Annotated in this window: 15 protein-coding genes; 5 read left to right on the top strand and 10 right to left on the bottom strand. The window is 62.0% G+C overall.

Going from position 1 to position 13,702, the window contains the following annotated elements; translation table 11 throughout:
* The first annotated feature begins 65 nt into the window (after window positions 1-65).
* Together nadB and BMZ70_RS05555 are read left to right on the top strand one after the other, a co-directional pair.
* Entirely contained in the window at window positions 66-1,682 is a 1,617-nt protein-coding gene (gene nadB, locus BMZ70_RS05550; protein ID WP_092271013.1) for an L-aspartate oxidase, read from the top strand.
* Window positions 1,679-2,218: a GNAT family N-acetyltransferase gene (locus tag BMZ70_RS05555; RefSeq protein ID WP_092271016.1), complete on the top strand. Its 540-nt coding sequence runs from the start codon at window positions 1,679-1,681 to the stop codon at window positions 2,216-2,218. Before nadB ends, BMZ70_RS05555 begins: the two co-directional genes overlap by 4 nt.
* On the opposite strand, the gene BMZ70_RS05560 is transcribed toward BMZ70_RS05555, so the two are convergent.
* The 5 genes from BMZ70_RS05560 to BMZ70_RS05580 form a co-directional block, all read right to left on the bottom strand.
* Window positions 2,205-2,981, bottom strand: coding sequence for a substrate-binding periplasmic protein (locus tag BMZ70_RS05560; RefSeq protein WP_092271019.1), 777 nt, complete (start codon window positions 2,979-2,981; stop codon window positions 2,205-2,207). The two genes, BMZ70_RS05555 and BMZ70_RS05560, sit on opposite strands and share 14 nt — an antisense overlap.
* A gap of 44 nt (window positions 2,982-3,025) precedes the next feature.
* Window positions 3,026-3,805: a PEP-CTERM sorting domain-containing protein gene (locus tag BMZ70_RS28725; RefSeq protein ID WP_092271022.1), complete on the bottom strand. Its 780-nt coding sequence runs from the start codon at window positions 3,803-3,805 to the stop codon at window positions 3,026-3,028.
* Between the two features lie 103 nt (window positions 3,806-3,908).
* Window positions 3,909-4,775 (bottom strand): carboxylating nicotinate-nucleotide diphosphorylase, encoded by an 867-nt coding sequence (nadC, locus tag BMZ70_RS05570; RefSeq protein WP_092271025.1) that lies wholly within the window; start codon window positions 4,773-4,775, stop codon window positions 3,909-3,911.
* Window positions 4,772-5,926 carry a quinolinate synthase NadA gene (gene nadA / locus BMZ70_RS05575; protein ID WP_092271027.1) on the bottom strand — a complete coding sequence of 385 codons (1,155 nt, stop codon included), beginning with the start codon at window positions 5,924-5,926 and terminating at the stop codon, window positions 4,772-4,774. The genes nadC and nadA overlap by 4 nt, the downstream gene beginning before the upstream one ends.
* Window positions 5,927-5,932: 6 nt before the next feature.
* Window positions 5,933-7,534, bottom strand: a complete 1,602-nt coding sequence (locus BMZ70_RS05580; protein WP_092271030.1) for an ABC-F family ATPase — start codon at window positions 7,532-7,534, stop codon at window positions 5,933-5,935.
* 278 nt (window positions 7,535-7,812) lie between these two features.
* On the opposite strand from BMZ70_RS05580, the gene BMZ70_RS28730 reads away from it, so the two are divergent.
* The 3 genes from BMZ70_RS28730 (at window position 7,813) to BMZ70_RS05595 (ending at window position 10,134) form a co-directional block, all read left to right on the top strand.
* On the top strand, window positions 7,813-8,688 hold the full coding sequence (locus BMZ70_RS28730; RefSeq protein WP_229205303.1) for a PEP-CTERM sorting domain-containing protein: 876 nt from the start codon (window positions 7,813-7,815) through the stop codon (window positions 8,686-8,688).
* Between the two features lie 44 nt (window positions 8,689-8,732).
* On the top strand, window positions 8,733-9,596 hold the full coding sequence (locus BMZ70_RS05590) for a PEPxxWA-CTERM sorting domain-containing protein (RefSeq protein WP_229205304.1): 864 nt from the start codon (window positions 8,733-8,735) through the stop codon (window positions 9,594-9,596).
* Between the two features lie 76 nt (window positions 9,597-9,672).
* Window positions 9,673-10,134: a hypothetical protein gene (locus BMZ70_RS05595; RefSeq protein ID WP_092271039.1), complete on the top strand. Its 462-nt coding sequence runs from the start codon at window positions 9,673-9,675 to the stop codon at window positions 10,132-10,134.
* Here BMZ70_RS05595 and BMZ70_RS05600 read toward each other — a convergent pair whose 3' ends face one another.
* From BMZ70_RS05600 to queE, 5 genes are read right to left on the bottom strand one after another with little or no spacing between them, the layout of a single operon-like run.
* Window positions 10,135-11,055 (bottom strand): LD-carboxypeptidase, encoded by a 921-nt coding sequence (locus BMZ70_RS05600; protein WP_092271042.1) that lies wholly within the window; start codon window positions 11,053-11,055, stop codon window positions 10,135-10,137.
* Window positions 11,056-11,065: 10 nt separating this feature from the next.
* Window positions 11,066-12,007, bottom strand: a complete 942-nt coding sequence (locus BMZ70_RS05605; protein WP_092271044.1) for an alpha/beta fold hydrolase — start codon at window positions 12,005-12,007, stop codon at window positions 11,066-11,068.
* A 41-nt stretch (window positions 12,008-12,048) separates the two neighbouring features.
* Window positions 12,049-12,534 (bottom strand): tRNA adenosine(34) deaminase TadA, encoded by a 486-nt coding sequence (gene tadA / locus BMZ70_RS05610; protein WP_092271047.1) that lies wholly within the window; start codon window positions 12,532-12,534, stop codon window positions 12,049-12,051.
* The gene (gene queD, locus BMZ70_RS05615; protein ID WP_092271050.1) at window positions 12,524-12,973 is read right to left on the bottom strand and encodes a 6-carboxytetrahydropterin synthase QueD; all 450 of its coding nucleotides are present in this window, start codon (window positions 12,971-12,973) and stop codon (window positions 12,524-12,526) included. Before queD ends, tadA begins: the two co-directional genes overlap by 11 nt.
* Complete coding sequence (gene queE, locus BMZ70_RS05620) at window positions 12,973-13,608, bottom strand: 7-carboxy-7-deazaguanine synthase (protein ID WP_092271053.1); 636 nt, start codon at window positions 13,606-13,608, stop codon at window positions 12,973-12,975. The genes queD and queE overlap by 1 nt, the downstream gene beginning before the upstream one ends.
* Window positions 13,609-13,702 lie beyond the last annotated feature (94 nt).

The following is a 13,702-nucleotide window of genomic DNA, read 5'->3' on the forward strand; positions in this document are numbered from 1 at the left end:
TGACAAATGGTCTATAGTCTTACTTCTTTAGTGCATTTCCACTCACGTAAGTCACTCACGTAATCATGAAATTTGATGTTGCCATCGTCGGCAGCGGACTGGCCGGCCTGTCGGTCGCCCTGCATCTGGCCGAGACCCGTACCGTAGCGATTATTTCCAAGCGTGCCCTGAAAGACGGCGCCAGTAACTGGGCCCAGGGCGGCATTGCGGCCGTGCTGGACTCCGGCGACAGCCACGGCGAGCACATTAACGACACCCTGATCGCCGGCGGCGGCCTGTGCGACGAAGGCGCCACCCGCTTCATCGTCGAACACGGCCGCGAAGCGATCGAATGGCTGATCGAGCAAGGCGTGCCCTTCACCCGCGACGAATCGGCGGAACTGGGCTTTCACCTGACCCGTGAAGGTGGCCATAGCCAGCGCCGCATCATCCACGCCGCCGACGCCACCGGCAACGCGGTGCAAACCACGCTGGAAGAAAAAGTCCGCGCCCATCCGAACATCACCCTGTTCGAGCACCACTGCGCGGTCGACCTGATTACATCGGACAAGCTGCACCCTGTCAAAAAAGGCAACGCCCAGCCAAAGTGCTACGGCCTGTACGTGCAGGACGAGGAAACCGGCCAGGTGCACACCTTTGCAGCTGAACACACCATCATGTGTACCGGTGGGGCTGGCAAAGTGTACCTGTACACCACCAATCCAGACACCGCCAGCGGCGACGGCATCGCGATGGCGTGGCGCGCCGGCTGCCGCGTCTCGAACATGGAATTCATCCAGTTCCACCCGACCTGCCTGTACCACCCGTACGCCAAGTCCTTCCTGATCACCGAAGCGATCCGCGGCGAAGGCGGCTTGCTCAAGCTGCCGCCGGAAGCCGGCGCCGCCGCCGGCCAGCGCTTCATGCTGAGCCACGACGAACGCGCCGAACTGGCGCCGCGCGACGTGGTGGCGCGCGCCATTGACTTTGAAATCAAGAAGCGCGGCCTCGATTACGTCCACCTGGACATCAGCCACAAGCCGGCCGACTGGCTGATCGAGCACTTCCCGACCATCTATGCGCGCTGCCTGGAGCTGGGCATCGACATCACCAAAGAGCCGATTCCGATCGTGCCGGCCGCGCACTACACCTGCGGCGGCATCGTCACCGACCTGCATGGCCGCACCGACTTGCCTGGCCTGTACGCGGTCGGCGAGACCGCCTGCACCGGCCTGCACGGCGCCAACCGCCTGGCCAGCAACTCGCTGCTGGAATGCGTGGTGATCGGCCGCGCCTGCGCCACCGATATCGCCTCCAAGGAAAAAGGCGAAGTGCCATACCTGCCGGACTGGGACGAAAGCCGCGTCACCGACGCCGACGAGGAAGTGGTCATCGCCCACAACTGGGATGAACTGCGCCGCTTCATGTGGAACTATGTCGGCATCGTGCGCACCACCAAACGGCTGGAACGCGCGCAGCACCGCCTTGCGCTGCTGAAGGAAGAAATCGACGAGTACTACCAGAACTTCCGCGTCACCCACGACCTGCTGGAGCTGCGCAACCTGGTGGAAGTGGCCAGCCTGATCGTCAACAGCGCCCTGCTGCGCCGTGAAAGCCGTGGCCTGCACTTCAGCCGCGACTATCCGGAAACGCTGGCCAAGGCCCTGCCGACCATCCTCACGCCGCCGCAACGCAAAAAATGATCTCCGTCCGCCACGCTACGCCAGCCGATATCCCCGCAATGGAAGCGCTGATCAAGCGCTCCGGCATCGAATTGAGCGAAGGTTTCTACACCAGCGCGCAAGCGCAAGCCGTCACCCAGCACGTGTTCGGCGTGGATACCCAGCTGGTGGCGGACCAGACGTATTTTGTGATTGAAAAGGACGGCCAGCTTGCCGCCTGCGGCGGTTGGAGCAAGCGCAGTACCTTGTTCGGTGCCGACCGCACCAAGCAAGGCGCCGATCCGCTGCTGGATCCAGCGCGCGAACCGGCCCGCATCCGCGCCTTCTTTGTCGACCCGTCGGCGGCGCGCCAGGGGCTGGGCCGTTTGCTGCTGCAGCACTGCACCGACGCGGCGGCCGCCGGCGGCTTCCACACGCTGGAACTGGCCGCCACCATGCCCGGCGTGCCGCTCTACACCGCCTGCGGCTTCGATATCGTCGAGAACATGGAGCTGGATTTGCCAGGGGACGTCAAAGTCCCCCTGATGAAGATGCGCAAACCACTCAAGGCAGCGTGACGCCGTAACGGCGCGCGCGCTTTTGCAGTTCGCCGCTCTTCTTCATTTCCACCAGCATCTGGTCCAGCTGCGCCGGCACCTCCGCCCAGCGCGGCGCCAACGGGAAAGCGAAGTACGCATCCTGCACATCGATCAGCGGCGCAAGCGCCATCAGCTTATCCTGCAAGCCCAAGGCCAACAACACCGGGTCGGTATCGCGCCGGTTAGTGGCAAACATCTCCACGTGCCCAGCCGCCAGCATCCGAAGGCCGCTTTCCACTGAATTGGTGACGCTGATATGAAGCCGGGGCGCGGCCTGCGTGAACGCGAGGCCGTAGTTCCAGCCATTGAGCGTCGCGATGCGGCGTGCTTTCAGCGCGTGGTAGTCGCCCTCCCACACCGGCATGGCGTTGGCGCGCACATAGAACGCCACGTGGTCCTGGAAAAATGCTTGCTCGCTAAAGCGCATGCTGCGCTCCCGCTCGGCGGATTTGTACGGGCCGACCAGCATGTCCGCCCTGCCGGAGATGACCAGTTCCTGCGCGCGCCGCCAGGGATAGATCTCGAACTGCAAGCGGTAGCCGTAGCGCCGGGCAAACTCGCGCAGCACATCGACGCCCATGCCGGCAAACTCGCCGTCGGGGCGCCGCTCGTAGATTTTTTCGAAGCGCGTACCGGCGATAACCAGTTCCGGCGATGCGGCCCATGAAAAATGCGGCAAGGCGCCAAGCGCAATGCCGCACAGGCTAGTCAACGCATGCCGCCGATCGACAGTACTCTGCATGGTCCAGCCTCCTCGCTACGCCGGCGATCCGGCTGGAGGCTATTCTATGCCTGCTTGCGGCGACGCGCCACCACGCCCAGCAAGCCGATGCCGGCCAACATCATGCCGTAGGTTTCAGGCTCGGGCACCGGCAAAGCAGCGCCAAAGCCGTCGAGGTAGGCATAGCCGGTATGGGCGGTTGGATTGCAGTCGGCCGCCAGCAGCGACAGCGTGAAGCTGTGGCCCGACAGCGACTTGTCGATGCTCAGGGTTTCAACTTGCCATTCCGGCGTGTAGAACAAATTCGCCGCGGTCTGGAAGCGCGTATCGACGCCAGCGCCGCTGTAGCCGGCATTGTAGGTGCGGCTGACCAGCAGCTGGCCGGTGGTGTTGTCGGTCAGCGTCAGCTTCATCACGGCAGATTCATCCTCGACGTGGCCGCCGTTTTCCAGCACAGCCTTCCAGGCGAATACGATTTGCGAGTCGGTGTAGTTGTCGACCTTCTGGCTGATGGCGGTGCCGTAGCCACCGGTCCAGGTGTCTTCTGCGCGGTAGGCATATTTACCGCTGTAGATGGTCGAGCCGACCAGTCCGCCCAGTAGCGGATCGATGTAGCTGCCGTCGATGACCGCGCCACGGCTGCCGCTGTCGCTATACAGGCTGCCACCCGGCAGCAGCTGGGCCGGCGTCAGATCGGCGTTGTAAACACTGCCCCGATAACCGCCGCCAGTCGTCCAGCCGGCGGTGGTGCCATTCTCAAAACCACCATTGACGAAGCTGTCCGCTTGAGCGGCGCCCGCCAACATCATCATCCCCAACACACCCGCAACATAATTTAGGTTCATCTAGATTACTCCTTTATTAAGAGAATCGAGATTTTATTGTTTTATTGATTACTTAAATTGACAATTTCAATCGTGCGCGGGTGTAGTCAATAATAAAATTTTATTAACTAATGATGCGTAAAGAATAGTCGGTGGCGCGGATGTCCTTGGTCAGGCTGCCGATCGAGATGCGGTCCACGCCGGTTTCGGCGATGGCGCGCACGGTGTCGAAGTTGATGCCGCCCGAAGCTTCCAACAGCGCACGGCCGGCGTTGATGGTCACCGCTTCGCGCATCATGCCGGTGTCGAAGTTATCCAGCAGGACGGAGACGGCGCCCGCATCCAGTGCTTCCTTCAACTCGTCCAGCGATTCCACTTCCACCTGGATCGACACACCCTTGTTCAGCGCCTTGGCCGCCAGCACCGCGTTGGTGATGCCGCCGGCCGCCGCGATGTGGTTTTCCTTGATCAGGATGCCGTCGTACAGCGCCAGGCGCTGATTCTGGCCGCCGCCCACGCGCACCGCGTACTTCTGCGCCAGGCGCAGGCCCGGCAGCGTCTTGCGGGTGTCGAGGATGGCGGCGCGGGTGCCGGCGACGACGTCCACATACTTGCGGGTGGCCGTTGCCACGCCGGACAGCAGCTGCATGAAGTTCAATGCGGCCCGTTCGGCGGTCAGCAGCGCGCGCGCCGGACCGCTGATCAGGCACACCACGCTGTCGGCCTTCATCATGTCGCCTTCGGCGTACTTCCAGTCGATTTCGATCCCGGCCTGCATGCAGTTCATGATGCCCTCGAACCACGGCGCGCCGCACAGCACCGCGTCTTCACGCACGATCACGCGTGCCTGCGCGCGGCCGCCTTCCGGCACCAGCAGGCCAGTGAGGTCGCCGCTGCCCACGTCTTCCAGCAACGCCGACAGCAGGTTGGCTTCAAAAGCCGATTTCAGCGCGTCGTCAAACGGCGCGAATTTGTTCAGCAAAGTGCTCATGCAGGACCGATTCCCGAAAACAGTTGTGCTTCTTGCGCCAGGTCCGGACCTGGCTGCACCTTGGCCTTCTTGGCCGCCGCGAAGTCCAGCATGCGGGTGATCGAAGTGACCGCCTGCTTGCCGATTTCCGGATCGACGAAGATTTCGTTGGTGCTGCCGGTCGCCGGATTGTCCATGTTCTCCAGCACATCGGCCAGGTTTTGCAAGCCGTTCATGGCCATCCACGGGCAGTGCGCGCAGCTCTTGCAGGTGGCGCTGTTGCCGGCGGTCGGCGCTTCGATGAAACGCTTGCCCGGTGCGGCAGCGCGCATCTTGTGCAGGATGCCGTTATCGGTGGCGACGATGAAGGTATCGCAGTCCGATTCCACGGCGGCGTTGATAATCTGCGTGGTCGAGCCGACGACATCGGCCAGTTCCACCACATTGGCCGGCGATTCCGGGTGCACCAGGATCTTCGCCTGCGGATACTGGGCCTTCAGCAGCTCCAGTTCGACGCCCTTGAATTCATCATGCACCAGGCAGGAGCCCTGCCACAGCAACATGTCGGCGCCGGTCTGCTTTTGAATGTAGGAGCCGAGGTGCTTGTCCGGCGCCCACAGGATCTTCTTGCCCTGCTCGTGCAGGTGCTTGACGATATCGAGGCCGATCGACGAGGTCACCATCCAGTCGGCGCGCGCTTTGACGGCGGCGCTGGTGTTGGCGTACACCACCACGGTGCGGTCAGGATGCTGGTCGCAGAAAGCGGCGAATTCCTCGATCGGGCAGCCCAGGTCCAGCGAGCAGGTGGCGTCCAGGTCCGGCATCAGGATGCGTTTTTCCGGGCTCAGGATCTTGGCGGTTTCGCCCATGAAGCGCACGCCGGCGACCACCAGCGTCTTGGCCGGGTGGTCGCGGCCGAAGCGCGCCATTTCCAGCGAATCCGAAACGCAGCCGCCGGTTTCCTCGGCCAGGTCTTGCAGGTCGGCGTCGACGTAGTAGTGCGACACCAGCACCGCTTCTTTTTCCTTCAACAGGCGCTTGATGCGCTCCTTGAGTGCGACGCGCTCCTCAGCGCTGGGCGTGGCCGGCGTGCGCGCCCACGCATGGGCTACGCAGCTCGCGCCGTCTTGTGGATGCTCGTACTCGACGGGTTTGATTTCGATGGCTTGCATGATGGCTTAGGCGATACCTTGGCTGGTCAGATACTCTTCATAGTTACCGCGGAAATCAACGACTTCGTTGTCCTTGATCTCGATGATGCGGTTGGCCAGCGACGACACGAATTCACGGTCGTGCGACACGAAGATCAGGGTGCCGGCGTATTTATCCAGCGCGATGTTGAGCGACTCGATCGATTCCATGTCCATGTGGTTGGTCGGTTCATCGAGCAGCAGCACGTTGTGACGGCCCAGCATCAGCTTACCGTACATCATGCGGCCCTTCTCACCACCGGACAGCACGGTGACCGACTTCTTTACCTCGTCGCCGCCGAACAGCAGGCGGCCCAGGATGGAGCGCACGGCCTGGTCGTCGTCGCCTTCCTTGGTCCACTTGCCCATCCAGTCGGTCAGGTTGATCTCTTTGGCGAAGTCCTCGGTCGGATCTTGCGGCATGTAGCCGACGTTGGCATTTTCCGCCCACTTGACGGTGCCGTGATCGGCATCGAGGCCGCTGATATCGGCGCCGCCGATGCAACGCAGCATGGTGGTCTTACCGGCGCCGTTGGCGCCGATGATGGCGATGCGCTCGCCCGCTTCGACCATGATGCTGAAGTTGTTGAACAGCGTGCGCTCGTATTTCTTGCTGATGCTGTCCACTTCAACGGCCAGGCGGTGCAGCTTCTTCTCGCCTTCGAAGCGTACGAACGGATAGGCGCGCGAAGACGGTTTGATGTCTTCCACCTTGATCTTGTCGATCATCTTGGCACGCGACGTCGCCTGGCGGGCCTTGGACTTGTTGGCCGAGAAGCGGCGCACGAAGTCCTGCAGCTCGGCGACCTTCTCCTTGGCCTTGGCGTTGTTGGCCAGTTGCTGGTTGCGCGCTTGCGTCGAGGCCAGCATGTAGTCGTCGTAATTGCCTGGGTAGATCTTCAGCGTACCGTAGTCCATGTCGGCCACGTGGGTGCACACCTGGTTCAGGAAGTGGCGATCGTGGGAAATGATGATCATGGTGGAGTTGCGCTCGTTGAGCACATCTTCCAGCCAGCGGATGGTGTTGATGTCCAGGTTATTGGTCGGTTCGTCGAGCAGCAGGATGTCCGGGTTCGAGAACAGCGCCTGCGCCAGCAGCACGCGCAGCTTCCAGCCTGGCGACACGGCGCTCATCGGGCCCTGGTGCAGGTCAATGGTGATGCCCACGCCCAGCAGCAGTTCGCCGGCGCGCGATTCGGCGGTGTAGCCGTCGTACTCGGAGACCTTGCCTTCCAGTTCGGCCGCTTTCATGTAGTCGTCGTCGGTGGCGTCCGGATTGGCGTAAATGGCGTCGCGTTCAGCGATGGCGGCCCACATCTCGGTGTGGCCCATCATCACCACATCCAGCACGCGCATGTCTTCATAGGCGAACTGGTCCTGGCGCAGCTTGCCCAGGCGCTCGTTCACATCCAGCATCACGTTGCCGGCCGACGGTTCGAGGTCGCCGCCGAGGATTTTCATGAAGGTCGACTTACCGCAGCCGTTGGCGCCGATCAGGCCATAACGGTTGCCGTCACCGAACTTGACGGAGATATTTTCAAACAGCGGCTTGGCGCCGAATTGCATCGTGATGTTGGCAGTGCTGAGCATTGTGGACGGGTACTTTTTCGAATGAAATCAGGCCGTTGAGGCGAAGCCTGACATTATACAGCAGCTACCGCGAAACGCAGCGGGTTGCTCCAGCTCAAGCACTGCAACATTGCCCCAAAAAATCATGTGGTGAACAACAAACGAACTTTATTTGAAATCGTTAACATTCATTCATTTTAGTTGCAATAATTAAATCTGAGGCGGAGAATAAAACCTCGTTAAGGGGTTAACGAGTTTCATTTTTGTTTCACTTAAGCAAATAACAAGAGGGGAAAAAAGTGAAAAATATACTAAGCACGGCAGTACTGTCGGCGGTCACCCTGTTCGGGGCCCAGTCGGCAATGGCAGATGTCACAGTGTCGGGGGATTATCTGAAGTTCGGCGTGGGCGACAACGGCGCCCTGATCGACTTCGGTCTATATGGATGGCCGGTCACGGGCCTGCAGTTCGACCCTAGCGGGACGGGCAATTTCTCCGGCGCGCCGGACTTCCTGACACCAGGCACGCCATTTGCCTTCTTCTCGCTCGGCGTCAACAGCGCCGTCGCCACCGCCGGCGGTGGTGGGCAAAACAACCCATTCAGCTCGACCACCGCCACCTTGAGCAACGTCGGCACCACCTATGTATTCACCTCCGGCGGCACCTACGCCGGGCTGAATATCTCCCAGACCATCACGTTCGACACCAACTCCAACATCATTCACACCGATGTGGTGCTGACCAACAAGTCGAACGGGGTGCTGAGCAACGTCACCTACGCTGCCGGCCTCGACCCTGACCAGGACGCCACCTGCTGCACCTACAGCACCATCAACACTATCGGCGGCCAGGGCATGGGCGCGGAAGTGACGGCGCTGGGCGCGTACACCGGCCTGAGCATCACGATGAGCAACACCAGCGGCTGGGCTGCGGTGGCGTCCATCAGCGGCTGGGAAACCAACCCGTACACCCTGTCCGGCGCGGTGATCGACTACGGCAACGGCGACAACACCATTGCGCTGGGCTACAAGTTCGGCGACATGGCGAAAAACCAGCAAATCGCCATCGGCTATGACTACACCGTCGCCGCCGTGCCGGAACCAGCAACCTACGGCATGCTGCTGGCAGGTCTGGGTGCAGTCGGCGCCATTGCACGGCGCCGCAAACAAGCTTGAGCTACTTCCAGTTTCACAACAAAACCAACTAAAGGGGAATAGCAGTGAAGAACATTCTACGCAGCGCAGTTCTGTCGGCGGTGATGGCTTTAAGCGCACAGTCGGCAATGGCGGACGTTACTGTGTCTGGTGACTATCTGAAGTTCGGCGTCGACACCAGTGGCGCGCTGATCGACTTGACCTCCCTCACCGGCTTGCAGTTCGATCCTACCGGCTCCGGCAACTTCGGCGGCCAACCAGACTTTCTCTATCCAGGCACTCCTTTTGCCTTCTACTCGCTGGGCGTGAACGGCTTCTATGACGTAGCCTCCCCGGGCGCCAATGCGTTCGGCACCACGACCGCGATCCTGAGCCTGGTCGGCACCACCTATGTGGCGACCTCGGGCGGAACCTATGGCGGCCTGAAAATTTCCCAGACCATCACCTTCGACACCACCTCCAACATCCTGCACACGGCAGTGGTGCTGACCAACGTTTCGGGTCACACGCTCAACAACATTGCCTACGGCGTCGGCTTCGACCCGGACCAGGATTACGACAACTACAGCCAGTTCAACACGGCCAACACCATCCTGGGCCAGGGTGTGGGCGGCTCGGTGGAAGCCACTGGCGTCAACACCGGCTACACCATCAAGCTGAGCAGCACTGGCGGCTGGTCGGCCAATGCTGGTGTGTACCTGCCTTGGGAGACCAATCCCTACACGCTGGCGACCGCAGCCACGGCTAATTCCTACTCCGACAGCAGCATCGGCCTCGGCTATCACTTCGACAGCCTGAAAAATGGCAAGCAAATCTCGATCGGCTATGACGTCACTGTCACCGCCGTGCCGGAACCAGCAACCTATGGCATGCTGCTGGCAGGCCTGGGCCTGATCGGCGCGGCGGTTCGCCGTCGTCGCAGCGCCTGACTCCGGGGCGTGTTCTGGATATAATCCGGAACAGAGGGCGCCGCCACTGCGGCGCCCGTTTCCTGGAAAGAGTTTGATGAAAGCTTTGCTTGTTTTACTCGCCGTATCCGGCTCCGCTTGGGCGAACGACGCCGACCTCCTGCGCTGCCGCGCCATCTCCGACATTTCCAGCCGCGTAGCCTGCTACGATGCGATTCCGCTCGCCGCCACGCCTGCAGCAACGTCTGCAGCGACACCGGCACCGGCTGCAGTCAAGCCTGCACCGGCCGCCACCTTCGGCCTGACCGCCACGCAAATGCGCAAGCCTGAGGAGCCGAACTTCATCGAAAGCACCCTGCTCGGCCGCATCGACGGCTGGAGCGGCAGCACGCTGTTCCGCCTTGCCAACGGCCAGATCTGGCGCGTGAGCGATGACAGCAGCGGCTCGGTCACCGAGATCGACAATCCAAAGATCAAGATCACCCGCAACTCGCTGGGCACCATGTTCCTGGAAATCGAAGGCGCCAACCAGGCGCCGCGCGTGCGCCGGATACAGTAATTACAGCGTCGGATAGTCGCTGACGGTCAGCGTGAACGCGCGCGGGCCGGACACCAGCTGCGCCATGCCGCCATACGGCAGCGTGGCGCGCTCCTTGATGTGGCCGAACGGCAGGCCGGTCAGCACCGGCATCGGCAAGCGCTGGCGCAGGTACGCCAGCATGGCGTCGAAGTCGTAGCCGTTGTCCGCCGGGTTCAGCTTGTAGCCGGAAAAATCGCCGAGCACCAGCGCCCGCTGGCCGTCGAGCGCGCCGGCGTAGAACAGCTGCAGCAGCATGCGCTCGATGCGGTACGGATGCTCGCCGATATCCTCGATAAAGCAAATGCCGCGCTGCTCCGCCTGGAAATACGGCGTGCCGAGCAGGCTCACCATCATCGCCAGATTGCCGCCCCACAGCTTGCCGCTGACCTCCAGCGCCGGATTGTCGACGCCGCCATCGGGGACCGCGCCGTGCACCGTGTGCACCGGGCCGCGCAGGCAGTGCCAGAACTGGTCCAGCGTGTACGTCACCGGCTCAGTACGAATAAAGTCATCACACATCATCGGGCCGGCGAAGCTGATGCGGCCGGTCTGCTTCATCAGCGGCATCTGGAAGGCGGTGAAATCGCTGTAGCCGACGAACAGCTTGCCGCTGTCGGCCATCTTCTGGAAATCGATGGCAGGCAGCAGGCGCGACATACCGTAGGAGCCGCGCAGCGCGATCACCACCTGCGCTTGCGGATCGGCCGCCGCCGCATTCAGCTGCGCCAGGCGCCACTCGTCGGTGCCGCCGAAGCGCTGGAATTTCTTGTCGTCGTCGTAGTAGTCATGGACCAGATAGCCCTGCTGCCGCAGGCGCTGCACGCCCAGCGTGTAGGCTTCGATGTCCAGCGGACGGCCGCTGGGCGCCGCAATGGCGATGCCGATGTTCGATGTGCTCAAAATGCCTCTGTCAGTGATGGGTGCCGCTGCCCGCGCGCTGCGTGGCCGACGGGGGAAGTTCCGCCGTCATCTTACCGCGCAGGTGTTGGTCAAGCAAGGCAAGCAGGCGTTCATTCAGCTGCTGCGGCAAGTCGTGGCCCATGCCCTCGATGATGTGCAGGCTGGCGCCCGGTATCGCGTGCGCGGTGTCGATGCCGCAGGCGACCGGCACCAATGCATCGGCGGCGCCGTGGATCACCATCGCCGGACAGCGGATCTTGCGCAGCAGCGGCGTGCGGTCGCCGGAGGCGATGATGGCCAGCATCTGGCGCGTCACGCCGTCCGGGCTCGGACCGCGATCCAGCGCGCGCTCGATACCGAAGCGCAGCATCCGTTCGGGCGTCGGGAAGGCCGGGCTGCCGACCACGCGGTAGATATTCAGCACCCGCGCGATCACCGCCTGGCGGTCGTTCGGATCGGCCGGGCGCAGCATGGCGTTGCGCGCCGCTGCCGTGGGACCGGGCAAGCCGCGCCGCCCGCTGCTGGACATGATGGAGGTGAGACTGAGGGTGCGCCCGGCAAAGCGCGAGGCGAAAATTTGCGCGATCATGCCGCCCATCGACATGCCCACGATATGGGCGCGGCCGATGCCGAGCGCGTCGAGCAGGCCGAGCGCATCGTCGGCCATGTCATTGAGGGTGTAGCCGGCGGCGGGCTTCAGGCCCACCAGCGATTTGAAGTAAGCCCAGAACAGATTGCGTTTCTTGACATGATCGAGTTTGCTGGACAGGCCGATATCGCGGTTGTCGAAACGGATCACGTAATAGCCCTGCTCCACCAGGCCGTCGATGAAATCCTGCGGCCACGCGATCAACTGCATGCCCAGCCCCATGATCAACAGCACCGGCGGGTCGAGCGGACTGCCGCTGGTTTCGTACGCGATTGTGATGCCGTTTACTTGCGCGGTAGCCAAGGCCTTCTCCCAAGTGATCCTTGGGAATCAGGATACCATTTTTAGCTCTGCGCGGCGCGCCTGGCTGCGGCTACTGCGGCGCGGCGCGCGGCAAAGAAGTTCTTCAGCATGGCGCCGCATTCCTCGGCCATCACGCCGCCGACGATCTCGGTGTGATGGTTGAGCTGCTCCTGCTCGAACAGGTTGACCACCGAACCGCAGGCGCCGGTCTTGGGATCGGTTGCGCCGAACACCACCTTGCTCAGGCGCGCATGCATCATGGCGCCGGAACACATCACGCATGGTTCCAGCGTGACGTACAACTCGCAGCCCGGCAGGCGGTAGTTGCCGAGCTTTTCGGCGGCGGCGCGCAAGGCCACGATCTCCGCGTGCGCGGTCGGATCGTGCTTGCCGATCGGCTGGTTGCAGCCGACCGCAATCACCTCCCCATCCTTGACGACGACGGCGCCCACCGGCACCTCGCCGAGGTCCCACGCTTGCTGCGCCTGTGCCAGCGCCAGCTGCATGAAATCCGTGTCAGACACCATCGGTGATCTCGGCCCAGCAGTTAGGGGTTTCATGCAGCACCAGCTTGTGCAGGTGCAGGCCGGTGCCGTAGCGGTCCTTGTAGGCCGCCTTCAGGATGCCAAACGCCACCTGCGCCAGGTTCTCCACGGTCGGGATACGGTCGATCACCACCGTCTTGTGGTTCGGCAGCGAGGCCAGGAAATCGCGCACCGACGCGTCTTTTTCGTAGACGATGAAGGCGTGGTCCCACACGTCCACCAAGTGCTCTTTGGCCAGCGCCTTGATGTCCGAGAAGTCCATGATCATGCCGTTGTCGGAGTTGCCTTCAACGTCGATGATGTTGCCGGTCAGGGTGATTTCCAGCGTGTAGCGGTGGCCGTGCAGGTTGCGGCACTGGCTCTTGTGGTCGGGAATGCGGTGGCCGGCATCGAATTCCAGCTTACGGGTAATGGTTAACATTATGGTATCTGTAAAAGTTTATGGGTTTGCAGGCTCAGTTTCCATTTCGGATTGCGCTTGCAGGTTTCAATCGCCAGTTTGGTGTTGAACTCCGCCAGCGGGCCGTCCATCGCCTGCACGTAGAAATTCTCGAAGTCCAGCTGTTCGTAGACCGACAGGTCTTGGTTGGTTTGCGGGATCACGACCTTGATTTCGCTGCCCTTCTTCACCACCAGCTCGGAGCCCATTTTCGGGCTGACGCAGATCCAGTCCACGCCGTCCGGCACTGGCAGCGTGCCGTTGGTTTCAATCGCGATGGTGAAGCCAACCGCGTGCATGGCGTCGATCAGCGGCTTGTCCAGCTGCAGCAGCGGCTCGCCGCCGGTGAACACCACGTACTTGCTGGCGGCGTAGCTTGCCGGCCAGAGGGCGTTGATGGTCGCGGCCAGTTCTTCCGGCGTCTTGAACTTGCCCCCGCCTTCGCCGTCGGTGCCGACAAAGTCGGTGTCGCAGAACTGGCAAATGGCGCTGGCGCGGTCGCTCTCGCGGCCGGTCCACAGGTTGCAGCCCGAGAAGCGGCAGAACACCGCCGGACGCCCGGCGTGGGCGCCTTCACCCTGCAACGTGTAGAAAATCTCTTTAATGCTGTAAGTCACGATAGTTCCCGATTGGACAACCCTCAATTATATCCCACGCCACACTTTTCCGGAAAGCATCGCTTCGTGTTGACGCAATGTTGACATTTCACAA

It is taken from the genome of Duganella sp. CF402 (genome assembly GCF_900109645.1).
In the GTDB taxonomy this organism is placed as follows: domain Bacteria; phylum Pseudomonadota; class Gammaproteobacteria; order Burkholderiales; family Burkholderiaceae_D; genus Rugamonas.

Excerpts from the sequence above, each read along its gene's own strand:
- nadC (WP_092271025.1), bottom strand. The coding sequence starts at position 4,775 with ATGAGCACTTTGCTGAACAAATTCGCGCCGTTTGACGACGCGCTGAAA.
- BMZ70_RS05580 (WP_092271030.1), bottom strand. The coding sequence starts at position 7,534 with ATGCTCAGCACTGCCAACATCACGATGCAATTCGGCGCCAAGCCGCTG.
- nadB (WP_092271013.1), top strand. The coding sequence starts at position 66 with ATGAAATTTGATGTTGCCATCGTCGGCAGCGGACTGGCCGGCCTGTCG.
- BMZ70_RS28725 (WP_092271022.1), bottom strand. The coding sequence starts at position 3,805 with ATGAACCTAAATTATGTTGCGGGTGTGTTGGGGATGATGATGTTGGCG.
- BMZ70_RS05560 (WP_092271019.1), bottom strand. The coding sequence starts at position 2,981 with ATGCAGAGTACTGTCGATCGGCGGCATGCGTTGACTAGCCTGTGCGGC.
- BMZ70_RS05555 (WP_092271016.1), top strand. The coding sequence starts at position 1,679 with ATGATCTCCGTCCGCCACGCTACGCCAGCCGATATCCCCGCAATGGAA.
- BMZ70_RS05595 (WP_092271039.1), top strand. The coding sequence starts at position 9,673 with ATGAAAGCTTTGCTTGTTTTACTCGCCGTATCCGGCTCCGCTTGGGCG.
- queD (WP_092271050.1), bottom strand. The coding sequence starts at position 12,973 with ATGTTAACCATTACCCGTAAGCTGGAATTCGATGCCGGCCACCGCATT.
- nadA (WP_092271027.1), bottom strand. The coding sequence starts at position 5,926 with ATGCAAGCCATCGAAATCAAACCCGTCGAGTACGAGCATCCACAAGAC.
- tadA (WP_092271047.1), bottom strand. The coding sequence starts at position 12,534 with ATGGTGTCTGACACGGATTTCATGCAGCTGGCGCTGGCACAGGCGCAG.